Origin of the sequence: Paenibacillus bouchesdurhonensis, assembly GCF_900155685.1 — a bacterium.
In the GTDB taxonomy this organism is placed as follows: Bacteria; Bacillota; Bacilli; order Paenibacillales; family Paenibacillaceae; genus Fontibacillus; species Fontibacillus bouchesdurhonensis.
The window spans coordinates 4540064-4565799 of sequence record NZ_LT732548.1; the positions used below are offsets into that span (position 1 = coordinate 4540064).

The 25736-nt window shown below is 46.3% G+C and carries 27 protein-coding genes; 1 reads left to right on the top strand and 26 read right to left on the bottom strand.

All coding sequences use genetic code 11. The features are described from left to right. Positions 1 to 53: 53 nt before the first annotated feature. The 7 genes from CZ379_RS24620 to CZ379_RS24650 form a co-directional block, all read right to left on the bottom strand. Positions 54 to 1478 (bottom strand): VanZ family protein, encoded by a 1425-nt coding sequence (locus CZ379_RS24620; RefSeq protein ID WP_110934030.1) that lies wholly within the window; start codon positions 1476 to 1478, stop codon positions 54 to 56. A gap of 230 nt (positions 1479 to 1708) precedes the next feature. Continuing rightward, on the bottom strand, positions 1709 to 2452 hold the full coding sequence (locus CZ379_RS24625; RefSeq protein WP_110934031.1) for a spermidine synthase: 744 nt from the start codon (positions 2450 to 2452) through the stop codon (positions 1709 to 1711). A gap of 267 nt (positions 2453 to 2719) precedes the next feature. Next, the gene (locus tag CZ379_RS24630; RefSeq protein ID WP_110934032.1) at positions 2720 to 3220 is read right to left on the bottom strand and encodes a hypothetical protein; all 501 of its coding nucleotides are present in this window, start codon (positions 3218 to 3220) and stop codon (positions 2720 to 2722) included. Between the two features lie 693 nt (positions 3221 to 3913). Beyond that, on the bottom strand, positions 3914 to 4432 hold the full coding sequence (locus CZ379_RS24635) for a hypothetical protein (protein ID WP_110934033.1): 519 nt from the start codon (positions 4430 to 4432) through the stop codon (positions 3914 to 3916). A gap of 54 nt (positions 4433 to 4486) precedes the next feature. After that, on the bottom strand, positions 4487 to 4663 hold the full coding sequence (locus CZ379_RS27250; protein WP_110934034.1) for a deaminase: 177 nt from the start codon (positions 4661 to 4663) through the stop codon (positions 4487 to 4489). Between the two features lie 444 nt (positions 4664 to 5107). Further along, entirely contained in the window at positions 5108 to 5854 is a 747-nt protein-coding gene (locus tag CZ379_RS24645) for a DUF4261 domain-containing protein (RefSeq protein WP_110934035.1), read from the bottom strand. A gap of 27 nt (positions 5855 to 5881) precedes the next feature. After that, the gene (locus tag CZ379_RS24650) at positions 5882 to 6349 is read right to left on the bottom strand and encodes an Imm30 family immunity protein (protein ID WP_199925764.1); all 468 of its coding nucleotides are present in this window, start codon (positions 6347 to 6349) and stop codon (positions 5882 to 5884) included. Between the two features lie 243 nt (positions 6350 to 6592). Between CZ379_RS24650 and CZ379_RS24655 the strand changes: the two genes are divergently transcribed. Beyond that, positions 6593 to 6796, top strand: coding sequence for a helix-turn-helix domain-containing protein (locus CZ379_RS24655; RefSeq protein WP_110934037.1), 204 nt, complete (start codon positions 6593 to 6595; stop codon positions 6794 to 6796). 209 nt (positions 6797 to 7005) lie between these two features. Here CZ379_RS24655 and CZ379_RS24660 read toward each other — a convergent pair whose 3' ends face one another. From CZ379_RS24660 to CZ379_RS24750, 19 genes are all read right to left on the bottom strand, one after another. Continuing rightward, entirely contained in the window at positions 7006 to 7554 is a 549-nt protein-coding gene (locus CZ379_RS24660) for a hypothetical protein (RefSeq protein WP_110934038.1), read from the bottom strand. Continuing rightward, complete coding sequence (locus CZ379_RS24665; protein WP_110934039.1) at positions 7554 to 10202, bottom strand: contractile injection system protein, VgrG/Pvc8 family; 2649 nt, start codon at positions 10200 to 10202, stop codon at positions 7554 to 7556. The genes CZ379_RS24660 and CZ379_RS24665 overlap by 1 nt, the downstream gene beginning before the upstream one ends. Positions 10203 to 10282: 80 nt before the next feature. Beyond that, on the bottom strand, positions 10283 to 10684 hold the full coding sequence (locus tag CZ379_RS24670; RefSeq protein WP_110934040.1) for a DUF4280 domain-containing protein: 402 nt from the start codon (positions 10682 to 10684) through the stop codon (positions 10283 to 10285). A gap of 31 nt (positions 10685 to 10715) precedes the next feature. After that, positions 10716 to 11240, bottom strand: coding sequence for an imm11 family protein (locus CZ379_RS24675; protein WP_110934041.1), 525 nt, complete (start codon positions 11238 to 11240; stop codon positions 10716 to 10718). 16 nt (positions 11241 to 11256) lie between these two features. Beyond that, a complete protein-coding gene (locus tag CZ379_RS24680) occupies positions 11257 to 11886 on the bottom strand; it encodes a hypothetical protein (protein WP_110934042.1) in 630 nt (209 codons plus the stop codon). Beyond that, on the bottom strand, positions 11883 to 13295 hold the full coding sequence (locus CZ379_RS24685) for a phage baseplate assembly protein V (protein ID WP_110934043.1): 1413 nt from the start codon (positions 13293 to 13295) through the stop codon (positions 11883 to 11885). Before CZ379_RS24685 ends, CZ379_RS24680 begins: the two co-directional genes overlap by 4 nt. Before the next feature lie 2 nt (positions 13296 to 13297). Next, positions 13298 to 13891 (bottom strand): hypothetical protein, encoded by a 594-nt coding sequence (locus CZ379_RS24690; protein WP_110934044.1) that lies wholly within the window; start codon positions 13889 to 13891, stop codon positions 13298 to 13300. 34 nt (positions 13892 to 13925) lie between these two features. After that, entirely contained in the window at positions 13926 to 14702 is a 777-nt protein-coding gene (locus tag CZ379_RS24695) for a DNA and RNA helicase (protein WP_110934045.1), read from the bottom strand. 187 nt (positions 14703 to 14889) lie between these two features. After that, positions 14890 to 15375: an RDD family protein gene (locus CZ379_RS24700; protein WP_110934046.1), complete on the bottom strand. Its 486-nt coding sequence runs from the start codon at positions 15373 to 15375 to the stop codon at positions 14890 to 14892. A 64-nt stretch (positions 15376 to 15439) separates the two neighbouring features. Continuing rightward, positions 15440 to 15919: an RDD family protein gene (locus CZ379_RS24705; protein ID WP_110934047.1), complete on the bottom strand. Its 480-nt coding sequence runs from the start codon at positions 15917 to 15919 to the stop codon at positions 15440 to 15442. Positions 15920 to 15937: 18 nt separating this feature from the next. Beyond that, positions 15938 to 16414 carry an RDD family protein gene (locus tag CZ379_RS24710; protein WP_110934048.1) on the bottom strand — a complete coding sequence of 159 codons (477 nt, stop codon included), beginning with the start codon at positions 16412 to 16414 and terminating at the stop codon, positions 15938 to 15940. A gap of 96 nt (positions 16415 to 16510) precedes the next feature. Beyond that, positions 16511 to 17068 carry a hypothetical protein gene (locus tag CZ379_RS24715; RefSeq protein WP_110934049.1) on the bottom strand — a complete coding sequence of 186 codons (558 nt, stop codon included), beginning with the start codon at positions 17066 to 17068 and terminating at the stop codon, positions 16511 to 16513. Between the two features lie 10 nt (positions 17069 to 17078). Then, positions 17079 to 19727: an acetate and sugar kinases/Hsc70/actin family protein gene (locus tag CZ379_RS24720; RefSeq protein WP_110934050.1), complete on the bottom strand. Its 2649-nt coding sequence runs from the start codon at positions 19725 to 19727 to the stop codon at positions 17079 to 17081. 83 nt (positions 19728 to 19810) lie between these two features. Then, positions 19811 to 20509, bottom strand: a complete 699-nt coding sequence (locus tag CZ379_RS24725; protein WP_110934051.1) for an iron-dependent peroxidase — start codon at positions 20507 to 20509, stop codon at positions 19811 to 19813. Beyond that, positions 20500 to 21786, bottom strand: a complete 1287-nt coding sequence (locus tag CZ379_RS24730) for a normocyte-binding protein (protein WP_110934052.1) — start codon at positions 21784 to 21786, stop codon at positions 20500 to 20502. The genes CZ379_RS24725 and CZ379_RS24730 overlap by 10 nt, the downstream gene beginning before the upstream one ends. Further along, positions 21783 to 23687: a PP2C family protein-serine/threonine phosphatase gene (locus tag CZ379_RS24735; RefSeq protein WP_110934053.1), complete on the bottom strand. Its 1905-nt coding sequence runs from the start codon at positions 23685 to 23687 to the stop codon at positions 21783 to 21785. The genes CZ379_RS24730 and CZ379_RS24735 overlap by 4 nt, the downstream gene beginning before the upstream one ends. A 45-nt stretch (positions 23688 to 23732) precedes the next feature. Further along, a complete protein-coding gene (locus CZ379_RS24740) occupies positions 23733 to 24617 on the bottom strand; it encodes a PP2C family protein-serine/threonine phosphatase (RefSeq protein WP_110934054.1) in 885 nt (294 codons plus the stop codon). Positions 24618 to 24632: 15 nt separating this feature from the next. Further along, positions 24633 to 25151: an FHA domain-containing protein gene (locus CZ379_RS24745; protein WP_110934055.1), complete on the bottom strand. Its 519-nt coding sequence runs from the start codon at positions 25149 to 25151 to the stop codon at positions 24633 to 24635. Positions 25152 to 25193: 42 nt separating this feature from the next. After that, positions 25194 to 25736, bottom strand: coding sequence for an FHA domain-containing protein (locus CZ379_RS24750; protein ID WP_110934056.1), 543 nt, complete (start codon positions 25734 to 25736; stop codon positions 25194 to 25196).

Sequence of the window (25736 nt, forward strand, 5' to 3'; positions counted from 1 at the left end):
TCCTTCCTCAAATTAAGGGAACTAAATACAAATCAGATCGAGTGACCCATGTTTCATTTCACTGCTGGAATCAATGTGGACCAAGACGATCCATTCACCGTTCCTGTGAACCGATAAACGGGCTGATAATACCCTTTTGAATCGTAGGTATAGGTTAGTTCATATTCGTCCACATTCAGTTGGTCGCCATTTTCCAAGTCATTGTAAACATAAAAATTACCCTTGGCAACCTCCATATAGGCTTGAGCCGGACTAATAATTTCAATTTTACGTACAAACTTGTTCTCTTGCATGGAGTAAAATAAGCTATGTGGAATTTGATGTTCTCCGGAGGGTACAATCATTACCATTCCACTTGCGTAATCGCTATTTCCTCGAGCGATGTCTGCGATGGACTGCTCAATATCCCAACGGATCGTATCTTCATTTTGTGTGCTGAATACAGCATTTGGGGGTAATATGCCGCTGGAAAGCATCCAGCTTTCATAATACTCTCCATGCCTGAATAATTCCTCCTGCTCCATCGGGCCGCTTCCGTCACCTTCGGTTGATAGCGACCATCCGCCATCCCTGACAGCGTAATTAAACGTATATTCCTTTCCGTCATCGCTAACAAGTATCCATATGCGGTTAAATCCATCCATGCGCATACCGCCCTGCTGCTGTAAATCAAAAGTGCGCTTTGTCAGCTCTGCCATCTCTTTTCCATATTTAAGATTATGGATTCGACGGTTGGAATAAAGAGATACCGGTTCGGCCTCGGTTGGTAAATCAGCGTTAAGCGTTACTTTAACATCAGTCATGTCTTGCGCAATTGCCGGACGAATGGACAGGTTGCCAAGCTCTTTCGTATTGTAGACAAACAAAGCTCCGGAAAAAAGAAGGGCAAAAAATAGCGGTATACTGAGCGCCTTCCATGCGGATCTGACCGCGATCTTTCGTTGTTCAACGATGTCTAGGATTGCGCTCATCACGAAAAATCCCGCCATACTTCCAAGTGTGTTGTGTAAAATATCGTCCAGTTCAAAAATACCTCTGCGGCTCAACATCTGAATACACTCAATCCCCAGCGTAATCAGAAGCGACAGAAGCAGAACGGGAACAAAGCGGCGCGTTGTTTTGTTAAGAAGCGGTAGCAGGAAGCCGAGCGGAACGAACATCAGCATGTTAAAAATAATCAACTGCCATTCCTGTAACGACCATTGATTCCATGCATTCACATAACCGCTGAAGAGCCGGAAATTAACCCAACCCTCATAATTGGCGCCTCTGCTGAATGTCGTTAATACCATAACCACAACACACCAAGCCAGAATCAAGAAGATTGCGATAACCTGCCTGGCGGTTACATTTCTTCTCCCGCCTCTCTTTCGATATAAGGCGTAGGATAAATACGAGACCCCGATGAACACCAATGCTGTGATCAGCGCCGTCGGCAAAATCGGCAACAGTTTGTCGATGATTCCTTGTAAATCCATGGATAAACCCTCCAAATTACGACTTGGTTAATGAAGCTGACATTTCTACAACGAAATACTGCACCCTTTATTTCACCCGAATCGTAAATTTATAAGCGAAAAATGAGGATACACGCAAAAAAGAGCCTCAGATTAATCATCTGGTTAGGCTCCTAAGCTAATAAAATAACGTTGCATCATCTTTATTTGTTACTCATTGCAATCCGGCCCCGCACCCGCCAAAAACGGCCTTAACTACGGTCACAGATAATATAACCCTGCCCTGCCTCGAACTCGATAAATCCCGCCATATGCCGAAGCTGATAATGGATGTTTTGTGTGCTGCCCATCATAATAATATTGCGGAGATCCCTGTCCCCTTCAACGGGCAAGGCAAAACACTTGGTATAAGGAAACACTTCGCTAAGCGTGCTATGTATCGCATTCATCCATTGATCCTGCTCGCCTCTGCCCATAAGATTCATGATTAGTGAACCGGGGTGCTCCAGCTTGCTAGCCGCCATGTGAAAAAACTCGCTGGATAGTAGATGAGTAGGCGTGCCCTTAGCCGAAAATGCATCCAAGACCACATAATCATAGACATGCGGCGGCTCGTTCTCCAATAGCTCCCGACCATCGCCTACTCTCACATTATCTTTGGAATATCCAAACCACTCCCGGCTAATATCTACGACTGCTTGATCTAACTCCGCCACATCAAACGTTTTATCCGCAAAATGTCTAGAGAGTGTCCCAATCCCATGTCCAATTAAAAATACGCGTTCAAATGAGGCTTGGTTATATTCCATCAGATGACAGATGGCCCGGGGGTATTCCAGCACGACTCGCTCCGGATCAGCCATATCCATGGCCCCTTGTACCGCCTCTTCCGAAAACTGCAGCACGCGAAAAGTCCCCTTCTCTCCATCCAATTCCTCAGCCTCATATACGGCAACCTCATGACCTTGGCTGAAGGTCTTATACAACAGTTTCAAGCGCTCTGATTCCCCTCTATGTTGAATTGAAATGCTATTAGTGGTCTTCATTACAGCTATATCACTGTTACTGCTCCCTTGCAATATCCATTCGAGTGTAGTCATAGTAATGGCGCTCCGTCTTTGTTCCCAAGCTCAGTAATTCAACGCTAAGCGAGAAGGGGAAAATAATGGGGCAAATCTATTCAGACGAAACTAAACAACCAGTCACCGTTAGTATTTCGGCAACTGGCTGTTTAAATTAAGGGGGTTAAATTTCTCTTATTCCTATTCAAAAAATTCATCATCTTCAAACAAACCTTTTTGTGGAGTTACTTCTAATCCCTGTTGTGGCTCTAATTGCATGATTACCTTTCCTGATGTCTTTTTACCAACCCATTTAATTGCGCTATCCCCTTCAGGTATAGATAACACAATCTCCTGATCACCTTCCCCCTCCCAAAGTGTGTGGATCTCACTGCCCCCATTGACTTGAATTATTTTAAATTTATCTTGCTTTGCAGTTCCACTAATTGATATTTTCGTTGTTACATCAGAGGTAGTGTGTAAATGCCATACCGTATATAATCCCGAAAAACCCGAAAATTTGATATTTGCCTCTTTTTCGGTAACATTGCCTAACTTTCTTGCAAAACTGTAACTGTCTCCCGAGTCCATCATCCGAGCATCATCATAGAAAATATTTTCTTGCTCCATTGTTCTATTATCACATCCTCCAAGCCAAAGCATAAGCATAGCTAGGAAAAAGATCTTTATCCACTTATTCATACAAAATTACTCCTTATCTAATTAAGTATCGGCTACTCTGCAACATAAAATTTAGAATAAAATATAGATATTGGTGATAATTTCTGAAACTCGAAACACATTATATAATGGAATCATTTGTAAATATATCAAAAAAGTCACTCTTAGTGGATTGGTGATTAAAAGTCCAGTGACTGGAACTCGCTGTTCTCCGACAAAAAATCCATCGGTTAGCGGTAGACTCTGTCCATACAACTGCAAGATTGGGCCCAGGCTGTATGTTTGTCGGCGATGGATTATTAATGCGCGGGACGATAAGGAGCATTGGCCGGACAGTTAGATGTTACGCATGCCAGACGGCTGAGGTCTCCCTCGCACAGGCCGCATTTGCTGGCCACGATTATCTCCAAATCCATATGCGTTTTAGCGCAATCCTGCTTGACGCTGTTTCTCTCCATTGCGGAACACAACGGTATCATTTCAAATGCAAAGCCAGAATACAGGTTTTGCAGCCGAACTTTAAATACATAGCAACTCCCTTAATTCCATTGCTTATAGCTCCTTTTACTATGAGCACGCAAAAAAGCTCATTCCTGCTCATTGTTCGAGATTAGAATAAGCCTTTGAAATTTTAGCGTGTGTGTTCAATGTTTAGTGTTTTGGTTTGTTGGTTGTATTATACGATCTTGTTGTTGAGATTGTAAACTTGCTAATTTACATGAATGTTCTTTTCAGAGTCTCTGTCTTCTCAATTTCATATTGATAACTACATTTTCCTTTGAAACACTCTTCCATATTCCTAAAAAAAACGTCTGCCCCATCCAATAAAGTTTGAATAAATTCATTTTTTGGTAGTACAACTTTAATAAGTTCATCAGTCTCTATCTCATAAAGTACTAGATCCTCAGATACTGATTTTAAGTACAACTTTATAGGCTGGTCTGGAAAGTAAGTCTTCCCTTCTCCAGTATTTAGTAGACTCTCAATAACATTTAAAATGTACGCCCATAATTGGTCAACTAAATCCCACAGGGTAACATCAAGTAATGACTGTTCAAAATACTTTAATGTAATTGCTCCATCCAAATAATCAAAGTCTAGTAAATCTTCGAGTTTCATTATCTCAGGAGTATTTGTAATCTGAACAAAATAATAATCAATATTAGATTCCAAAAGTGATAGGTCATAAATTTTTCTATCTGGTCTATGAATAAAAGTATTTACAGAAAACAATTTTCTCACCTACATTCAGGATAAAATTGACCATATATCAATTTTATTTGATAATTAAAGGTCGTACCATTCACTAAAAACTTCAAGCTCTTCAATACCCAAATGTTTCAATAAAGCCGGCATTTCACCTCTGCACATATTACAAGTTTTTCGGTCAACGTACATTGTCATTAGTTTTGGGAGTACACCCATTTTTTCATATGCCCTAATCAAGGCGTATGACTCTGCCATTTCCCACCAGTGCCGGCTGCCTCACCGCAAACACTTGAGCAAGAGGAACGACGGACAGAATTGATATCAGCACCCTAGGACAGAGCATTGAATATACACATTCATGAATTAGCTGATATGGATGGAAGAATGAGTGTCTCTTTATAGGATATACCGAGTCCGCTGAGACCTTAACTCAGTCTGGTTACAGTTTATACAATCCCCCTCACATCACTTTCTGTCATTAGTTTATTTTTCCGTTTTATTTTGCGTATGTAAAAAAGCTCATTCCAACAGGGTCGGAATGAGCTTTTTTTAAGTTTATAATATATTTCATTTGGTGTTCTTAATGTTCAATCCCCATTGCTAAAATCGTAAAATGGATATTCAGAACAGCACAATCATTTTAATATAATTATGAACAAATCTAGCTCTTTACAGAAATGATCCATAAAATATGCGTATTTATCTCCCAATAGAATGATGACGGATCATATTCCATACTCCATATGGATTAAAATAAGGATCTTCTTCATCGAACATAGTACATTCTTCTTGTTTTAGTAGATAAATTGGAGAGCTTGGATCTAGACTAAAAGTTTCCCCATCATTAATCTGTGGCTTTTCATCAAGATTATATAAACAGAATATTCTAAAAAGGGTAGCAACATCCCTTGCTGTTATGCCTTCTGAAGCTGTTTTCACATCACGCAATCCAAAACAATGCATACCAGTCGTATAATAAACTTCATTTTCTTGAGACATTTGTATAAAGGCTGAAAATAACCTTGTAATATCCTTACTTTTAGTAATTTCTAGCCAATCTTTCTTCGTTCGTGCCCTTCCCGAAGATTCAACATTCACCGCAATGCCACCAGCATTAAGAATAGCACTTGCAACTTCCATAACGTTTATAACTTTCTCTAAAGTCCCCCCTTCTGTAATAAGGTATATGATACTCCTATGTTTTCTTAGCTGCTCTACATCTTCTTTGCTGAATAAACCATGCCCACCAATTTCAATGGCCTCAGCGATATAAGGATTATGTTCACTTATATTTACTTCGTAGAATTGGTCAGGTTTTTCTAAGTATCCAATATGATTCCCCAAATATATATAACCATTACCACTTCTAGTCATTGCATCCTTGAAAGCATTCCTATCCTCCCACACTCCAGGAATGCCCAATACAATTTTTGGGATATTTTCCATGTTATCACCACCATTTTTAATCTAAGGTTAACTAATTTGATCTAGAATTTTGTTTATTTTCTCGTTATAATTAGAAAATCCTTTTTTAATTTCAATAAAAATATTAATGATAGTTTGTTTTGTGTTACTATCAACTTTCCCTAAAGCATCAGTAAACGGGCTTATAAATTCCTCCCCATTCAGCAAGGTTTTAAGAAGAGTTTTAGCCCAACTTTTAGCTTGAGGCAACAATCTTGTTATACCTTGCGCTAAAACATACATTCCTTGTTCTAAGCCATTTCGTTTTGCAATGTAAAAAATAGTTTCAATCATGTCCTCAGCCGCGGAGGACTCTTCTATATCATCCTCGAAAATAGAGCACAAATCCAGAATAACATTATTTCCACCGTTGTACGCTAATTCGTTAAGCAAGCTAGTAAATACATCAATGTCATCACCTTCATTATTTAAAAACCGCATTTGATATAAAGTATTAATTTGTTGCTCAAACGGCATATTGAAACCTCCTTTATTTGTGATTCTCATTATTTTGTGGTTTAATGAATACTTCTTTATCATTAACCATGTATTTTTTATAATAGTCTATCTATATATTCATTTATTTTTTCCTACTTTCACTATTATAAAGACCATCTTCTTTCAAGATTCTTCTTAAATCATTTATGTCAAAGGCCAAAGCATCCCTTGGAGATAATGACATACTGCTATTGTTTATATAGGGTTTTGGGAGGACTATTAATGAAAATCAAAATTAAGTTACAGCAAATTTTAGATGAACGAAATATTTCTCAACGTCAATTTTCGATTATGGTTAATATGCGTCCTGGAACAATAAATGCCCTTTGCAGAGGAACCACCGACAGAATTTATATCAGCACTCTAGAGCAAATTTGCATAGCATTGAATATACACATTCATGAATTAATTGATATGGAAGATTGAGCGTTTCTCCTATATGTTACTGAGCCCGTTAAGGCTTTAACTCAGTCTGGACTTTTTACAGTTTATATACTTCGCTCACTTCAATTACTGCCCTCTGACTTTGAGTATGTAAAAAAGCTTATTTCTACCTAATAAATAGGTAGAAATAAGCCTTTTTTGAAATTTGGGACTAGGAAGCCTCCTAGAAAAGTGCTAGAAGCCCCTGAAATTCAATTTAGACTCCCAAGAACTACGTCTTTTAATTTATTTTCATCAGAATTATTAGGGTCACCAGCCAACAATTTAATGATAATCTCGGTTACTTTAGAAAACGAGAGTTGACTTGAACCTACGAGCCCATGAGCACCAATGTTGAAGTTTAGTACGCCTCCTGAAAAATTAGGAAGTTCATCTAAAGTTTTTTGGACACTTCTTAAAATAGCTTGACCATATTCATTTGGCAACCCAATATGAACCTCATCAAGTTGTGCAGCAATATTATCCTCCAATATCTCCCCTTCATCATTACCTACACTTATGGTTATTTCTAATTGGTCCCCGCTATTCGGAATGAATTCAGCCCCCAGAAATGCGTAGTTACTTACTTGACGTGGAGAAAGTAGAAGCTCCAAAGCTAGGTTGCACGGCTTTAATTCTAATCCCTTATTTATTGTTAGTGAAAGTTCAAGAATATCAATACAATCGTAATCTATTCTTGGTAAGTCATTTACCCATAATTTGCCTCGACGATATTGTCCTAAGTTATTTAAAATAATCATCAGTCTATCCCCCAAAATTTCTTCCATGCCCTACCAAAGTTTTCTGGCATTGATTTTATTACATCTGGATGATATACGCTAAATGGAGAAACATCATACTTTTGAAGAGCCTCCGCATGTGCAGTATCATAATCAATACCTTTCTTCATCATTGTAGCTTCTGAAACTTCATGCATATAAAAACTTGCATCTGCTCCTGATATTTTTTTCTTGCTAGTCATTGCATCTTCAAGTCTTTTTATCATAGCTGTATTTTCTGGGAAGTCACCAAACTGTGCAAGATGATTTTTAACAATCTCCAAGCCTTTTGGGGAAACATTAAGTTCCTTTCCGTCTAGTTTTCCAAGACCTTGACCAGAAGTACCATTAAAAGATGGATTGTAAGCCCCAGTTTTCCCCTTCTCCTTAGCTTTCTTCTCCGCTTCCTCCTTAATCTCCTTCATAGCCTGTTCAAAATTTATCTGCACTTCAGTTCGTTTAGGAACTTGATCAGGCATCCATTTCTCGAAGAAGCTAACATTTGGCGACGGGATACCATATGCCAGTGCTGGCTGTCTCACCGCAAACATTTGAGCAAATTGACTGCCTGCTTCCGCTAAGTCCTTTAGGCTCTCTTTAAAGCCTTCTTCTACGCTCTTAACTCCTTGTTTTAGCCATGCTGTAGAAGCACCCACTGCATTTTGGACCAGCTCATTTGCTTTCTGGAATCCTTTTTTCCCCGCATTCCCGATACCTTTCAGAACTCTCGCATCGAATAATCCAGCGGTTATGCCACCAATCCCTGCGTCCATGAGTAATGTACCAAAACTAAATCCATTACCCTCCATACTCTGGCGCATAATACTTTCAAATGTATTCGTTGTTGCGCCGAAAGCCATTTTTCCACCAATGGTCGCCATAGCTCCAAACGGGCCAAAAACAGCTCCAGATACAGCCCCAATGACGGATTCTCTATAGGCCGTCTGCATATAATCCTTCATATCACTGACTTCGCCTCTGATGATATCCGAAACGGCCATACTGGCCACGGCAGCGGTTCCGGCTATTGCAGCCCCGGCAGCCACGGCTCCAATGACAACGGCTCCAGCTCCCAAAGTAGCCACACACAGCACAGCTACCGCCGTGACCGCTGCCACCACAGCCAGTCCCGCCACTACATTCTTAAAGAGCTTGCCCCAGCTAAACTTCTTTTCCTCTTCTTCCTTCGGCGTATAAGTCTGAATCTCATCATCATATTTCGGATAGCTAGTCCGATCAGCACCATCCAGTTTGACCTGGCTTCCTAATAGATGATATTCACTCTCAACCGTAAATCCGCTCAGCTTGCTTAATTTCTTGGCCAAGATCATGTTCGGTGTACGGAATACCACACGCTTCGGAGTGTACAAAGAAATATCCTCACCCGCGTTCATCGTCAGCTTCCGGTGGCTTGTCAGGATGACGCCTGTTGCATCATCAAAGCTAATCATGAGCGGCTCTTTAGATCCACTGACCACATTAATCGCTGTCGGCGTAATTTCTAGCTCACTGCCGTGCTCTGTGCCAAAGTATCTGTTGTTTGGATCGCCTGTCTTACCGCAATCCTCTCCGTTCGTCCGGACACAGCCGATGACCTTGGCTTTGCTTCCTGCATCATCCGGGAAGTACAGACTCACATTCGTTCCCTTCTGAGGCATCGAGTACATGGCACTGCCCGTTGGCGGGGCAAAAGGAAACCAATAGGCCGATGTGGGCGACTGCTCCTGATCGATCTCCAAATGCAGCTTGACCTGCTGACCTTGGACATCTAACACCTTCCCATTCATCGAGACGCCGACTAACTTGGGGTTATGTATCCGATGTTGACGTATGCCATCTCTTCTCGATAAGCGGTAATTATAGATCAGTTGGCCCTGACTCATGGCGGCTTTCATTTCACTAATCACCATCGGTTTATCTCGGAATAGAACCTCATCGCCGATGGCGTAACGTATGCCGCTTTGAATCTCGTATGTAAAAAAATCGGTATGATGTACCGATGCAGATCCTGACCTGGCCTCTTGATAAGCTAGTAAATCTTTGCTTGCTGTATACGCCAAATCATCGGGAAGCTGGATGCTGTTCCTGTTTGGCACGCCGATGTACATCCGTGGTTTGGCTTCATAAATATCACTGAACACCACGCTCTGCAAATGACTGGCCATCCGTTTGAGGAACTCCCAGTCCGTCTCGTAATACTGGATGATCGGCTCGCCAATAGGCTCGTTTTCACCCACAAGTTGAATCACATCGTACCCGGCATAAGCTTTCAACACGCTTTTGACGAGTTCGCCGTACGTCATGTTCTTATTTTGGAAGGATCGGCGCCTCTTCTGAGCATCCAGCCGGCTCGTGCCGGAAATGACTTCCAGCTCTGTGCTATAAATCCCGTTGTGATGCTTGGTTTGTACGTTGGCAATGAGTCCGCTAAAAATCTTGGTTTCCCCGTCAAATACCTGAACCTGGTCATCCGTCGACGCTTTGAGTACGGCGTTAACCTGCTCTTGCTCATCGAGAAGGCCACGAATGAATAATCGCCCATGCTCGTTCGACTTCCATTCTATTTGAATGTCTTGAACTACCTTGATTCGGTATGGTGATGTTACGCTTATGTTTTCAAACCCTATCATATCCACTAGCCTCCGATCGCATAACTTTTCATGCTGTCCGGTCGCCTCCGCTTATGCTCTTTCATATTTGGCATATCATTCTACTCCTCTTCATGCTGGCCACTGCTGTTAAAACGGATGACTCCACCTAAGGAGCAGTGCAATTCTGACTCCGTGGTCAGAGCCGATTTCCCTTCTACCTTTGCCTGCTCTTTCGTTTTCTCCCACTTGCTGCCGGCCAGCAGAGCTAACAGGCAAGGCTTCCCCTGGATTTCCTGGCCATCCATCGAGATGAGGTAAACCGTCTCGCCGCTCTGATTTTCCGGACTGCTGCAGATCCCAAAGTTCGAAATATTTACTTCAGGGATACAATCCGATTCGTTCATCATGGGCTTACCATTGACATAGATCCCGTGGCTACTCGGCAGATTCAATTTCCGTAAATGTGATCCACAGTCGCAAAAAATATTAGCGCCACGTACAACGTACTCATACTTATCCATCAGTTCACGCCCTTCCCCAGCTTTCGTTCCATCACTCCACGAGAACTTTCTTCAAGCTAACTCCGATCATATCCCGGCGGAGTATGCTCTCAGCTACATCTAAGCGGACAATGATCAGAGGTTGCTCGCTTTCTTGCACGCGGAAAATTCGTTTCTTCGCCACCTTCTCTCCTTGAAGCACCAGCTTCTTGATGACGCTTCGATCTGCATTAAACTCACTGCTCGAACTTAGAGCTTCAACTTCCTCAAAAAAAGGCAGGAAGTAAAGACTTTGCTTACTATTGAATTGGTCCATCAGAGGTATATGCTTAAAAATACAATCCGGCTCGTACATGGCGATCAATTTCTTCAACTTCTCGGACATCAAGTACAGTTGATCGCTTAATAGATCCAAGTACTCTGTTTCGGTAGATGCCTTAACCTGAAAAATCGTCGTATCTGCAATTTGATGAGAACGTAAGCGATTCATATGCCGAATATCGATTTTTTGCCGAATATTCTGTAAGACTGGCGTGTCGGTATAGCGTTCATCCTGCTGCATCACAAAGTAATCCATGACATCCCTCCTCCATTCACTGCTCGGCCATGATTTCTTCTGCTTCGGCTTCCGGCTGGCCATAGAGCAGCTCGCTGCGATCCCGGTATTCTCCGGCCAGAATGCAAATATTCGGTTTCTTGACCAGCCGATTGTAACCCTCACATTCTAAAATAGAAGGAATCATACTTCTCATAAACTCGATAGTGAACAAATGATATCTTATGGCTTCAATTTGCAAGATTCGTTCAATATCCATCGTTGAGATTTTCCGGGCATAGCTTGTTTTTACAGCTTCCAACTCCCGCATTCTCTGAAATAGAGGATCGAATATAAAATCGGCCTGCCAATGAGAAGAACACTCTACGGGATCAAGAAACCAACGCTCATCATGAATATCAATGCGATAACTAGCTTTATGCTCCATGAAGCTCGTCCGCAACAAAGAGAGATAGATATATTGAATATCTCCCTTCATCCCAGCTTCCTGAAGCTCGACCGCCTGTTTACATGCTGCATCCACAGAACTCACAAATTCCGCTATCGTAGCTTCTTGATTCTGGATAAAGCTCTCAGAAATGATGTCCAAGTCGCCCTGCCAGCGATCAAACACATGATTTTCCAAAAAATGACCCAACGCCTCTTCACGACTCATGACAGAACTCATTCGATATTCACCCGGCCCCCGCTAAGCGTGACCTCATCTTCTACTTTAAGCGAAGCATTCCCTTGTACGAATTCAATGCCTGACTCCCCTTGGATAAGAATCTTCGCACCCCCGTTAATTTCAATATCCTCCATGGCTGACAGGGAAATCTTCTTGTCGCTGTTAATTTCAATCCCCCCATCATCGGTAAGTTTCATCAGCAATTGGCCTCCGCCAATAATTTCAACCGCGCCGGGTTTAAACACAATTTCTTTGCCATATTTGGTACTGATGCTTTTGACAGACGGGTCACTTCGTTTCTCGGGATTAGAGGAATCGGTATCTACTGAGCTCGCAGCAAAGGCGTTTTTCTCTTGTTCATCGGGAAAATAGAGCCGCACTTCATCCCCTATTTCCGGCATGCAGTACCAGCCGCTCCCATCCGGGGATGAATAAACCGTGGAATAAGCAAACCACATGGCCTCATTCACAGGCTGATCCTGATCAATATGCAGCTTCACCCGGACCTTATCCTTTGCCACATCAAGGATCGTTCCAAATAACGACGTTCCCGCTAAGGCATAAGGATATTCCGTTCGGCAACGCAGCCCTTTGGCATCCTTTAGGTCATACAAGCTGCTCAGTATGCCGTTCTCTAGTTTTGTCTCGACGCGGCTGACATACAATGTCCGCTTCTGGAAGGTAACCGCCTGTCCCAACTCGAACACCTTGTGACTTGTAACCGTGTAACTAATGCTATTTTGCTCTGAAATATCCTTGATACCGTTCTCGGACTTCAGCTTGTAATCTCTTAAATCTTTATTAATGGCGTAATTGTATTCATCTAACTTCTGGGGATGAACAGCGTCTGGCAATCCAACATACAGCTTGATCCCGGTTCGAGAGCTTACAGGAATAAGAGGAGCGTGGAAATGCGAAGCTAATCTCCTCATAAATGCCCAGTCGGTTTCTTGATATTGAACCAACAATCCACCCGTTTTTTTGCCTAGCGACGCTTCGTCAATGACATCGGAATCAGGATAGTTGGCTATAATCCGATGGAACAAACTTTTATAAGATAACTCTTTATTTTGGATCGATCCAGTTTCCTTGCGGATGTCCATAAGAATGGATAAGCTATGGGCTTCAATAGCAATGCTTCTAACACCACGTGCTGCTTGTACGGAGATATTTGTAATCACACCGTGAAACAAAGGGATTGCCTTGTCCTTATCCTGAACCGCAACCCGAATAGTGTCGCTCGCATTCGCTTGTTCAATATACTTATCCTGCATGTCTTCAGAAATAATACCGCTAATAATTAGCTTGGCATGTTCATTCACCTGTTTTTCAATGATGAGTTCCGTAATTCTCTCGAACTTATAATTCGAAACTATAATATCTGCAGACGTATAGATGACCTCGCTCATGCTTACTCCCCTCCCTCTTCTTCAATATGGACAGTGAGGCTGCGAATGCATTGATAAGCCACATCTCTCCAATCCAGATAATCCTCATACCGGCAGCAGAAGGTTCCCATGAGGACTTTTCCTTCAAATTCGAGGAAATACATGATGTTAAATAAGGCTCCATCGATCACCATATTTTTGAACTCAAAGTATCCGAACGTTTTCTCGTTTACGGTCTCTACCCCGCTTTCATAGAAAACATGGGAGGGGTTCGATTTTTGAATCATCGTTTTCATGCCAGCAGACAGTTCCGCTACCATTTCATCCTTTAACTCATGATCTATTCGGTTGAGCGTGAAATTAATGGCTCCCGACTCATCGCTTCTAATAATTTCAGGCCGTTGTTCATAGGGATACTTAATGGAACGAATCTCCTTAGGCATCTCTTCAAAGTCAGCAGGAAGGTAGAGAGAGACTTTGTCCTCATAGAAAGACTGCATAGTAAATTCATAATAGCGGTTCCCTATTTTCACCGGCACATCCGTAATCGAACGGGATACCATTGATTGCTCTGCTTCATTAAGGATCTGCGTAATCTTTTCATCCATAAACGACATAACTTTTCCTCCTCCTTTTTGGGTAAATCCATCCCTAATCCACAATCACCCGCTGGGTGCCGCCCGGGGTCATGCCCAGCCTGCCCCCACCGCCGCCGCGGACGCCGTCCAAGATGCGGCTCAGATACTTGTGGATTTCCACATTCGTATACTCCCTGCTGCTCATGCCGATGCGGCTCGTCATATAGTGCAAAATGACGTCCCGAGCGAGGGTTCCCTCGTTCATGCACATCATTGTAAACATGAAGTCCTGCGGATCGCCGCTTCCCTTGCGCGTCATTTCCTCTGCGAAGCAGCGGAGGACGACCGGGGACAAGGTGCTTTTGCCGTAAGCCGCGTAGCGGACATGCAGGACATTCACGGTATTAAATTCAGTCGCGAGGTCCCGGAAGCCCTGATAGTCTTGGCGTAGCCGGGCGCCTTCCTTGAGCTTGAAGCGGCATAATTCCAGTTCGGAATCAGCTACCTCAAGCTGCTCATCAATCACGATCTCGCTGCGGAACGTTCGCCAGTCGCTGTCCTCGTCACCAGCATGGAAACGAACCTTCAACGCAGCCTCCCGTCCCGTGGCGCGGTACTTGATGCTTACAGCATCTTTTAGCAAATATAGTCGCCCTTGATGCTTGATGATGCCGGGATGCACGATCAAGGAATCTGCCCCGACTTCTACATGGGCACCCGAAATGATGCCGTCCGAATATTCGTCATAGTAGACGTCCACAAATTCGCGGGGGAAATCCCGTAGATTTTCCAGCATCGCCGTCTTTAGAATCCGGCCCTTCTCAAACTTCGGTGCGATATAATTAAACATTGCCTTCCCCTCCTTCCGGCTGTGACGTTGACACGATTTCCCTGGTTCTTGGTTCTGTTCTTCTTGAGCAGATCACCTATCAAACCTGTTGCCCCTGCATGTGAACGCCGTGCAAGTGCAGTTGAGGATTCCCGGCGTACATAAACCAATCTCCTTCAAACCCGTAATTTCTAGTCGAACTCCACCCTCAATCCGGCCAGTTGAAGCCCTTGCTTGCCAAATCAAGCTTTCCCGCGGATACCAATGGCTTGGCATTGCTCTTCTTATACAAGAGCATTTCCTTGTTGACGACATATGTATCGGCGATTTTATCGTGCAGCCCTTGCTTGTATTCCGTGAAAATCGCCATGAAATAACCTATTCCGAGGATGGATGAAATCAGTTTGCTCCAAAACCTCGCATTCGCCTTCCCCCAGGAAATTCTCTCATCCATATCATCCACCACGACTACACCGAGCATGAGCTTGCCGAAGGTTGCCTGGTATTTGGAAGATTCCATAATGGTGAAATACAGCCACTGAGCTATCAAACTGAATATCACCAGTGTCCCATTGTAGCGATACATCAGCTCTTCTGGGGTAATAAAAATAAAGGTAAGTATCAATAAGGACAGCATCATAAATATCCGGTCAACAAACATCGCAAAATACCTTCTCCACAGTACGTCATACATCGACTCTTTCCTCCCCGCCAACAGCACCAAGTCTTTTTTATGAAGGAAACTAAACGTTCCACTTCTACACGGAAGCAACGGTCTCCACTTGTCTAGTATCAAGCACTTCCTCTTCCACCAGACAGGTATCGGCGATCAGATCATGCAGCGCCTGCTTCTTCTTCGTGAAGCCCGCTATGAACCAGCCAATCAATACCGTGATGGCCGAGAGGCTTTTACTCCAAAATCGTGCAGTCGCACGGCGAAAAGTGATTCTCTTACCCTCCTGATCAACTACCTTGAGGCCCATCGCCAGCTTGCCAAATGTCGCCTGGAACTTGGAAGACTCCATGATCGCGAAGTAGCACCATAACACGACTAACACCAGAACACTTCGGACTATATCAAATATCCATAGGAGTTCATCAAACCGTTCATAATTGTTAATTGTAGAAAATGAATACATTATGAAAATACTCAAAATAACACTCACCTGATGAATCGATGCGACAACCAGTAGATCCAACATAGCTGCAAGCGCCCTTTTCCAAAAACGTGCATACACGATGGCTCGCCCCCTATTTTATGCATGTACAATATCTGTTTTGACATCGTCGTCTTGTTGGCAGCTGAGCATAAAGAGCAGGAAGCTCTTCTTTACTACATAAGTCCCTGCCATTCTGTCGTGCAGCGCCTGCCGCTTCTCATGTGAGAAGGCCATCAGGTAGCCTAAACCAAGGATCAAGCCGGAGAGCAGCTTCCCCCAGTACCTGCTATTGGCTCTTGCGTATGTAATTCGTTCATAATCTTTGTCCACGACCATGACTCCCAGGAGTCTCTTGCCAATGGTAGCTTGGTATTCGGATGACTCCATCAGACAGTAGTAAATCCAATCACAGGTGATCGAAATTAATAGATGCGTTAATACTAAATAGATAGAATTGTATTCAAACAGCTCCTTGGGTAAAATCCAGATGAAGCTGATCAATGTAGCCATCACACCGGTAATAATCCGATCAATCGTCAGTGCTACGTATCTTCGAAATAAAACCTCGTACATTCTGCTCCTCCCTTCTTAATGAACCACCCTGTTGCTATATTAGCGGCGAAAGCCTAACAACTGAGCACATTGCTTCAGCCGCCCTTAAATTCGTTCCTAGCTTAACTGCATGATTTCGATCTTCTTATTATTCAGCACTCTAAAAGCTTTACTACACCGCTCTTCCCCTATTTCCTGACTTAACCGCTGAATGAACTCCGCAATCCCTCTCGCTCCATCTGGGATACGAACGACCGCATTTGCACTCCGAAAAACCAGATAACCTCCGTATACCGTGGAATGCTCGACTCTCTCAATCTCGGAATAGCGGATCATTTTCGTTTTCACACCATACCGAACAGTAATCGAAGAGGGCCCAGCTACAGCCTTGTAACTAAGAGACTCAAACATAATGGCAGTAAAAATGAGAGCTAATCCAGCAAGAGCATAACGTAAAAAGACAACATCCTCCGCACTTTCAAAGGCTGCTTCATCCATAAACGAGGCATATAGTCCAACCCATGACAGAACACTCCCCAAAGCCATCCAAATACTCCATAAAATCGATCTCCGAAAAAGCATCTCCTCCGTCGATTTTCGCCTTGCCGGCAGAAACGCTTGATTCAGCAATCTTATTCGCAGTGCTCTTATCGTTAACCTGGTCAAAAAATTCATCGTTGTCCCCCTACTTCGTCCCGTCAAAAAAGTCCAGCTCGGAGCGTTCGCTCTCAAACGAATACAGCTCCTTGCGACCTAGCAGCAGTCCCTCGTCCTGACGAGCGATCGGCAGTACGTAGAAGCCCCATTGGTCGTCGTCGGCGAAGACGAAATATTTCGTCTCCCCGTTCACGATGGAGTCGGTGTCGTCCTGCGGAATTTTGTCGCCGTAAACGGCTTGGATGTCCTCGAACTTCACCGGCTTATATTCCTCCGTCCGATTCTGGTACACATAGCTATGGCGCAGCCCGCCGTCCGCTCCCCGAAGTAAGAACTCGATCTCCTGCGTGTGATAAGGCCGGGAGATGAAGCCGAGCACCCGGTTCGTCCGCTCCAGGCTGGAGATCAGCTCCAGTTCGCGGCGATCATGGGTATAAGCGCTGACCGAATACGGGATGACGGCCGCATGATTCGTGATGCTCGTCTCAATCACGCCCGCCTTCCGGGCGTTCAAATAGCGAATCGCCCCGCGCAGGCAGGCCAGCTTCAGTTCGGGAACCCGGCTCATGGTCGGCTTTTGCCGAAACTCGATGCTCCGTCCCGGAACGAACTCCTTCAGGGCCTCGCGGAACACCTCGATCCGGCAGGATTGCCCGGTCAGCTTAATAATCGAATACTCGCTTAGCACGCCATCCTTGTAGAATCCGTCCAGAAATTTGCGCAGCACCTCGTAAATATCCCCTTTGATCAGCTGGGTAATTTCCTTGATATTGAACACGACATTCGGGATTTCATATTCATCCTTCAGCTCGCCGCCGCGTGATACCGACAGGAACCAGCGCTCCATCGTCGTAATCTGCAAATCGTTATCCCGGCTGTCGTTCTCCTCGGCGTCGAAGCGGTTGCGCAGAATGCCGGTCTTGCGGAAGAACTGCTGCTTCATGCCTTCGGCAATTTCCCACAGGAAATGAAAGTTGCCGCGCACCCGATAGTACTCGTCCCGCGAGCGGTTCTCATACATTGCGAAGGCGGTCGGAATAATCGCCTCTGCCTCCTGATAACGGCGCTCCAGCTCGGCATACACCGCATCCACACCGTTCTCATCCACTTCGCGGAACAAATCGTTCGCCGGAATATCGATCAAGTCATCGATATCCGTCACTCTGCGCCGCCCGTTTGTATAATAATCGGCGAATACGATTTTCATAAACTGCATAATGCGATAAGTAATGTTATTGCCGCCAAAATGCGTGTCCCCATTCTCATACGTGGTGTCCAGCGCAATGCGGTAGGACATATGCCCGTCTTCGACCCGGAAGCGGCAGGACGATAAATCCGTCGTCCCGCCCCCGCAGTCGATGACAAGCGCTTTGTACTCCTCGCCCTCGATGAACAAATTGCGTTCAAGGCCATCGGCTATCGTGTTGTAAAGAACCGCCATCCCCTCATCCAGTGCCTCATCCTGCTCAATTTTGTAATCCTTTAAAACTTTAGAGAACATTTGGAGAAACGGTGCCTTCATCTTGACCGGGCTGGAGAAATGCAGCTTCTTGAACTTACACTTAAACTGATGCTCCGCCATCCGGATGACGTATTCCAAATACGCCCGGATAATATCCATCCGCAGAACGGTGGCTGTATTTCCCTCGTTGTCCATGATCTCAATCGGCTTGTCATAGTTGTTCACCCAGCGCTTCAGCCCCTGAAATACCGAAGCACGGCTGCTGTAGCTGCTGCGCCGGATATTCAATAGCGCCTCATGACCGAACTGGTATTTCACATGGGCAGGATCAGAGCAGTCCGCGACACTGACCGCCGTAGGCAGCGCTTCGATCCATTCCGGCTTTCGGTATGTTGGATCAGGAAACTTCACAAAATTCACTTCATTAGAGCGAATATGACCGTTCAACACCTCGAGACTGCTCGGAGATTGCGCATATCCGTTGTACAAAAAAGCGCCAGCCGTCGTATTAGAAGTACCGAAATCGATCGCCAGCACGGCATCCGTCGGCTCAAGCTCCCGTATATCCAGCTCGGCCAGCGGAATTTTATAATATTGAATTTGAATCGGGGGCAGCGCTTGGCTCTCATAATACGCCTTATATACATATTCCGAATCACGCTTCCGGAGGAAGAGCAGGCTGTACTGGCGGTTCGTCGTCCGCTGCCATTCCATGCTGCTATCCGCCGCCAAATAAAAACTGCCCGCCGAGCCTTCCTCTTTGCGCAAATTAAGAATGCCGCAAAGCTCCATTCGGTCGTTGACGAGCAGCACATTGGACTCCGCGAATACCGCAGGAGCCTTCACCATATAGCCGTCGCTCTTGTCGATGGCAATGTCGGGATAAATCACGATGCGGGCCGGAACACTGATGCCCCCGTCCCCTTGCAGCGATGCCTGCATGTACTTGCGCATCACCGTCTTCACGCGCTCGAAGCCGCCTTCGCAGTAGGAACCGATGAACATCTCTTCATCCGCGCCCAAAAATTTCAGGATGACGCGAATCATCTCTTCCCGATCCAGCCGATGGCTGAGTCCCTCCACAAGCCGCTCCCGGTAGCAAATATTCCGCAGTTGGAAGGTCGTCATCTCTGTCAGCTCATCCCGCGTATATCGAACCTTCCCGCGCACCCGCTGTTGGCCGGTGGAATCCGTGTACAGTTTATAACCCTTCATGCTTGATAAATTCCTCCTCCCAAATGGTTAGGGGCATGCTTATAAAATGTCTGTTCAAAAAGTCGAATTTTCAGCGCTCCTCTCTAATAGAGGGCGATTCGGTCTTGGATCATCGTATCCTCGGCATCGATAATCCCCACATGGCAATCCCAGTACACTTCGGTACGATAGCGAACCGGGAGGAACAGCTCCATCAGCAGCTCTAGCCTCCGGCGGGCAAGCTCTGTCTTTCGCTGACCGATGTAGAACAGCATCTCATCCTTCTCCTCACTGTTGACATAAATCGTCGAGTAGCGAAAGATTCGGCTCACCGTACTTCTGAGCAGGTTCAGCGTCTCCCCTGTGTCATACATGCGCAGGATCGCACAGGCAATCCATTCCCGTTCATCCCGCTCGAACAGACCGATCCGTTCCTTTACCCGCTCGCCGAACGCCCCGGCTTCCAAATCCCGCAGAACGAAGCGAATATGATATTCCCGCTTATTCATCCCTTGCATGAAATCCAGCTCCGCCAGGAAATGAATCAGAATATCGAACAGTGTGCGGCGAAATTCCTCGTCCTCTGTCAAATTAATATCAAGCAGGTCGCGGAACACCTCGTAGAAGCGATAGAACGGATTGACTTCAACCTCTACCTGTTCGCCCGCCGCCGCATTTAAATCCTCTAGACTGAGCTCCATATAGGGCGAATACACCATTGCCGGAAGAAAGGTAATATCCCGTTTGTTGATCCCGGATTCCTTCGCTTGAACGAGCAAATCCCAAATGTAATTCAAGCCCATTCTCCTTCACAGCGATATTCGGGAAACGACATCTGAACCTGGGACACCAGGAAGCTCATCATATCCTCCGCTAAATAGCCCAGTTCCTTGCCGGAATCCCGGTAAATGAATTTCAGGCACATGCGCCACTTGCCGTTATCTACGCGGACTTCATCCGTAATAAACCTATTCAGCTCATAGGTCATCGCTGGATTAGCCGATGGAGGTCGAACTTCTACATCCGTGAGCTCCAGCCATTCCGATACCGCAAAGGAATGAATGATCCTGACGATCTCGCCTTTCGAGCGAACAACCTGTCCCTGGCTCCGGCCATAATTGCTGATGAAATCATCCCGCTGCCGATTCGACATCAAGGGATAGCTCAGCTTGCCTATGCCTGTGCTAACCGGTTCTACCACCATCAATACCTGCCAGGAATCCGATTTATCGCGCGTCGATACGACGGTCAGTTCCTCCGGCGAACGCTTGATGTAACGAATGCTGTCGTCGGTCGTATCGACCAGATAACCATGCTGCAGTCCGCTCTTGCTCAGTGGAAGCGCATGCTCAAAATTCACGCGATCAGCCGCCGGAACCGGGAATCCCCCCGTCTTCAGTTCCAGATGCTGAATGTTCCAAAGCGGCACCAGATCCGTTCTTTTATAGGCCTCGTATTCCTCCAGTTGAACGGTGATCTCCTGCACTTCCTCTTCCTCCGCCAGCTGAACCTCTCCCCCGATTAGCACAATATCTACAAACTTGTTTGCATAGGGATGATTGATCGTTTTCCAAGGCAGGCCATTATTCAAAAAAATATGATACAATTTCTCGATTTCTCGTATGTATGTCGTGTTTCGCTCCAGCCTGACTTGAATGGGATGACGGCCTCTGCTCGTGATCAGCTCTCCCCGGAATATACGTTCGCTGTACAGCAGCTCCTGGATCATCGGATAGGAGCATTCTAAAAATAAGGAGAACAGCGGCAGCTTCTCCCCCTCATTCAGCCGGGCCACCACCTGCTGCAGATCAATTCTGCGCGGCTCTGTATCCTCCAGCATCATCGGGAACAAATACTCATGAAGCGGATCCCATTCCTCGCGCCGGCACATTCCGACGTACACGTCGTATTTGCTATCCTGATTGCCTACTTCCTCGAATACCCGCCGCTCAATCTGACGATTCAGCTCCTCCTGATATTCGACAAGGCCGAGGAATACACTGTTCATCAGACTGCGAAGCACCCGCCGCTGCTGCAAGTCCTCCATTTTACTCAGCCGATCCATCACGATATCCTTCATGCTCCCTCACCTCCGTCTGAAGCCTCTGACCGTTCCTCATTGTTGTTCATCGTATTTGATGAGCCTGATCCCGTTTCCTCAGTCTCCGTAAGGGAACCTGCTGTCCCTTGATTCGCCGGGCTTTGCCCCGATGCTGATCCATTCGCATTTGCAGGGGAACCACCGCCCGACGAAGCTTGACTGCCGCTACCTGTGTAGCCCGAAGCTCCATTAGCGCCCGTTCCCGAAGCTGCACCATTTCCATCGGAAGCTACACCGGAACCGTTTGCTCTGCTGTTTCCGCCTATGCCCTGCCCCTGCGTCCCGGACACCCCCGAACCAGCGCCTGCTCCCGCAGAATCCGCTTGGCCCGCCGCAGGCACGATCGGATTGCGCTTCTCATCGGCTTTGGCTATTTTCCGTTCCATCGCCAGCACCCGCTCCAGCTTGTCGATCTCCTGATAAATTTCCTGAGCCAGCGTATATGCCTCGATGGCGCCGTTATAATCCAGCACAGTTAATGCGCGGTCGCCTTTTTTCTCCAAATTATCGGCCTGAAGCGTCTTTGTCTCCCGATGAATGTTGTTGATTTTTCCCTCGGCCTCTTCCATTTTCGTCTCCAACTGCTTCTGACCGCTCGGATAATTCGCTTCAATCGCTGCGCGGTAAGCTTTCTTGTATGTGTCCAGCGCACGGTTATAATCCTGATTCTGGAACTGGATATCCCCTTCCTTGATCACTTCCGTCAGCTTCGCCACCGCCTCGCTGCGCTCAATCCGCGCCTCGATGTCCTCCACCTTAAACGGCTTGTACTTATCAGCCTCGCCAAGCGCCTTCGTATAGCTGTCCACTGCCATATCGAAGCTGCCGTCCTTCACGTATTCGTCGCCGTCCGTCACCGCCTGTGCAACGCGCTGCTTGTTACGAAGCAATTGGAAGTGCAGCTTGTCCTTCAGCTTGCTCGCCGCGTTCTTCGCTTCGCTGTATGCCTTGAGCGCTTTCGGATAGTCGCCCGCGGTAGCATATTCGTCGCCTTCCTGCTCATACTCGGTCATTTGCATGACCGTATCGGCAAGCTTGGCCGCCTGCCTGGCTTTCGCATACCAGATGCCACCCCCGGCAATCGCCATCGTAAGCAGCATGATCGCAATTCGCATGATCCATTTCTTGCGGTTCTTCGGCTCCTCCGCAAACGTCTTATTCGCAAATATCGCAGCTGCGGTATAATTGCTCACCGTCTGCCGCTGCTTGCTGAGGACGATGTCCTCCAGCGTATCCGTCAAGCTGTCGGGATCACTCGATTCCGCCAGTGCATCGAGCATTTCCGGCAGCTCGACCTCTTCCCAAATCCCCGGTGTGCAGAGGAGAAGCACGTCCCCATCCGAGAGCGGAGTTTTCTCCGATATATAAGGCTCGAACCGATCTGGCCGTCCCAAGTAACTCAATAAATTTCCACGTTCCTCATGGCTGGACAGCCCATCCTCGGACACTCTGCCGTCCTCCAGAAGCAGTTGCGCCAAGCTCTGATCCTTCGAGCGCAAATTTAATCGCCCGCCGCGAAATTGGTATAACCGCGCATGACCGCAGCTCGCCCACACCATCTGAGTATAATTTGTCACAACAACGAGCACGCTGGCCTTAAGTCGGACTCTGCGGCTTTCGAACTTCAGCCACTCATGGGCCGCCTCTAAATCCTGGCGAATTTTTCTCCGGGACAAAGATGGTTTTTCCATAAAACTCTCCAGGATGACGCTGACCGCCATCTTTGCGCTATGCACCTCTCGATCCGTATCGAGGCCGTCCGCAATGACGTAGCATGCCATGTCCTCAAGCTCCACGAAGGCAAAATAATCTCTGTTGTCAATAAACGAACCCGCTTCGGAGACAAATGCGGTCTTGAAATCGCTGTTCTCCTTTCTCATGTGTTCCTCCGTTTCCCCCGTCCTGCTGCGAGAATAATGATATGTTTAGTCTATTTGCAAAATAATGACCGTCGCATTGTCCTGATGCTTGTAGCTTTTGCGCTCAATCAAGCTGATCATCTCTTCGGCAGCGTCCTGCGGCGGCAAGCCCTGCATTAAAATTTGCTCCATCTCCACCTCGGTCAGCGCGTCATAAACCCCGTCACTGCACAGAATGATCGTGTCATTCGCTTGTAAGGATACGGGGTCGCCAACCTCCATACTTTTAAAACCGCCATATCCCAAATAATTGACCAGTTGGTTGCGATTTGGATTTTCCTTGGCTTCCTCCTTGCTGATCTCACCCGATAAATACTTCTCTTCCAGCACCGTCTCCAGGGTATGCTTGGAATTGATCGGAGTAAATTCGCCGTCTCTAAACAGAATAATCATGCTGTCTCCAACCGCCCCCCAATGCAATAATCCGCCAGACACAATGCCGACGACGAGCGTCGTTCCACCGGTTGCCCCGCCAAGCTGTTCCATGATTGCCCGGTTGCTAATCAAGGCTGCTTTGTGAAAATACTCGGGAATATCCGCTGGATCATCCACCTTTAAATACTCTCTCGAGAACATCGTCACAGCCAGCGTACTGGCCATTCTTCCGTGCGACAACCCGCTTATGCCATCGGCGATCGCGGCCATTGTACCGATTCGCGTCGTCGAGCTGGAGAAATAATCATCCTGCTCGTCCCGCCTGCCGATCGTCTGAGCGTTGCCGATTTTGGCCATTTCAATGATGTCTGGAATATACAAGGGTTCGGGATCTTCAGGCTTTATCTCTACAGCGGGGCTGGCACGCAGTTTCTGCCGCATAACAAGCAATACGGCGACTACGATCAGCGCAGCCGCAACAATTCCGTATGATTCGAAAAAACTCCAATCCTCCATCATTACCATCCGTTCTTAACTGTTATCCCACTCAAAATGTGGTCCGCATAAAGGCACGAATACAAACTTGCTGCGCCCGAGCTGGATTAAATCATAGGCGTTAAGCTCTGCCGGCGTATATACTGCTTCGTTGTTGTGATAAGCGAGCCCTGATGCATCGCCCGGCAGTAAATAAAAATTGCGTTTCTTCGGATCGTAGACGATGACAGCATGATTGCGCCTGGACACCGCGTTATCCCCGATAATCCGAATTTGCATTTCCTCCGCGCGGCCGATAAAGTTTTTTTCAGCCATAATCCGGTAATCCTGTCCCATCTGCGGGCCCTCGACACATACGAGCCAGCCGGTGACTGGTTGAATTCCCGTCGTCTCCCCCAGATAAGGCATCGTCTTCTCCTCCATGTCCTCCGCGACCTGGGGTCTGCGCGATTCGTTCCGCGAAGGCTGCTCTAGCGTCGTATTGCAATATGGACAAGTGTTGCCGTGCTTTCTCGTACTGAACATGTGTCCATTCAGACATCTCGTCAAGCTCATCTTCGATTCATTCCCCCATATGTAAGTAAGTGTGTTCCCCTGTTATTTGACCAGCAGCCTTGTATTGGCGATAAAAATCATATCTCCTGTGCCGATTTCCACCGGCTCTTCGACAATAAGCTGCTTCGCATCGCTGCGTCCTGCTTTGCGGATGGCTGTCCCGCTGTGCGATTCCGCATCTTCTATGAACCATTGATCGCCGACGCGATTCAGGACAGCATGCTCAGAGCTGACAAGCGACGCATACTCGCTGTCCGCCAAATCTATGTCAACCTCGCCGCCCTGCGTGTTTTTCCCAATTAGAACCGAGATTTCTCCCTTAACGTACCATTCCTTTACGCGCTCTCCGTCATCATCGAGTAGCACGATCTTCGCAACCGCTTCCCTCGTTAGTGTTGTCTTAGCACGAGGAGGACGGCCTCCGATCCAAATCAGCACGCTAGCAATCACGGCCGAGCCCGCGACGATGGACATTTGCCATGTATAATGCAGAGGACGGAGCAGGGCATACAGCACCATACCGGCTAAAATTCCGTATATCAATAGATCGATGAGTGTAATCCATTTGTGTTTCTCCGGTTTCAA

Bases quoted from the DNA above. Each gene is read 5' to 3' on its own strand.
- CZ379_RS24735 (WP_110934053.1), bottom strand. From the start codon at position 23,687: ATGAGAAAGGAGAACAGCGATTTCAAGACCGCATTTGTCTCCGAAGCG.
- CZ379_RS24710 (WP_110934048.1), bottom strand. From the start codon at position 16,414: ATGTACGAGGTTTTATTTCGAAGATACGTAGCACTGACGATTGATCGG.
- CZ379_RS24680 (WP_110934042.1), bottom strand. From the start codon at position 11,886: ATGAGTTCTGTCATGAGTCGTGAAGAGGCGTTGGGTCATTTTTTGGAA.
- CZ379_RS24745 (WP_110934055.1), bottom strand. From the start codon at position 25,151: ATGAGCTTGACGAGATGTCTGAATGGACACATGTTCAGTACGAGAAAG.
- CZ379_RS24630 (WP_110934032.1), bottom strand. From the start codon at position 3,220: ATGAATAAGTGGATAAAGATCTTTTTCCTAGCTATGCTTATGCTTTGG.
- CZ379_RS24645 (WP_110934035.1), bottom strand. From the start codon at position 5,854: ATGGAAAATATCCCAAAAATTGTATTGGGCATTCCTGGAGTGTGGGAG.
- CZ379_RS24700 (WP_110934046.1), bottom strand. From the start codon at position 15,375: ATGTATGACGTACTGTGGAGAAGGTATTTTGCGATGTTTGTTGACCGG.
- CZ379_RS24675 (WP_110934041.1), bottom strand. From the start codon at position 11,240: ATGGATTACTTTGTGATGCAGCAGGATGAACGCTATACCGACACGCCA.
- CZ379_RS24660 (WP_110934038.1), bottom strand. From the start codon at position 7,554: ATGATTATTTTAAATAACTTAGGACAATATCGTCGAGGCAAATTATGG.
- CZ379_RS24685 (WP_110934043.1), bottom strand. From the start codon at position 13,295: ATGAGCGAGGTCATCTATACGTCTGCAGATATTATAGTTTCGAATTAT.
- CZ379_RS24670 (WP_110934040.1), bottom strand. From the start codon at position 10,684: ATGGATAAGTATGAGTACGTTGTACGTGGCGCTAATATTTTTTGCGAC.
- CZ379_RS27250 (WP_110934034.1), bottom strand. From the start codon at position 4,663: ATGGCAGAGTCATACGCCTTGATTAGGGCATATGAAAAAATGGGTGTA.
- CZ379_RS24650 (WP_199925764.1), bottom strand. From the start codon at position 6,349: ATGCCGTTTGAGCAACAAATTAATACTTTATATCAAATGCGGTTTTTA.
- CZ379_RS24725 (WP_110934051.1), bottom strand. From the start codon at position 20,509: ATGGGCTTGAATTACATTTGGGATTTGCTCGTTCAAGCGAAGGAATCC.
- CZ379_RS24695 (WP_110934045.1), bottom strand. From the start codon at position 14,702: ATGTTTAATTATATCGCACCGAAGTTTGAGAAGGGCCGGATTCTAAAG.
- CZ379_RS24715 (WP_110934049.1), bottom strand. From the start codon at position 17,068: ATGAATTTTTTGACCAGGTTAACGATAAGAGCACTGCGAATAAGATTG.
- CZ379_RS24620 (WP_110934030.1), bottom strand. From the start codon at position 1,478: ATGGATTTACAAGGAATCATCGACAAACTGTTGCCGATTTTGCCGACG.
- CZ379_RS24720 (WP_110934050.1), bottom strand. From the start codon at position 19,727: ATGAAGGGTTATAAACTGTACACGGATTCCACCGGCCAACAGCGGGTG.
- CZ379_RS24740 (WP_110934054.1), bottom strand. From the start codon at position 24,617: ATGGAGGATTGGAGTTTTTTCGAATCATACGGAATTGTTGCGGCTGCG.
- CZ379_RS24690 (WP_110934044.1), bottom strand. From the start codon at position 13,891: ATGTCGTTTATGGATGAAAAGATTACGCAGATCCTTAATGAAGCAGAG.
- CZ379_RS24655 (WP_110934037.1), top strand. From the start codon at position 6,593: ATGAAAATCAAAATTAAGTTACAGCAAATTTTAGATGAACGAAATATT.
- CZ379_RS24730 (WP_110934052.1), bottom strand. From the start codon at position 21,786: ATGAAGGATATCGTGATGGATCGGCTGAGTAAAATGGAGGACTTGCAG.
- CZ379_RS24665 (WP_110934039.1), bottom strand. From the start codon at position 10,202: ATGATAGGGTTTGAAAACATAAGCGTAACATCACCATACCGAATCAAG.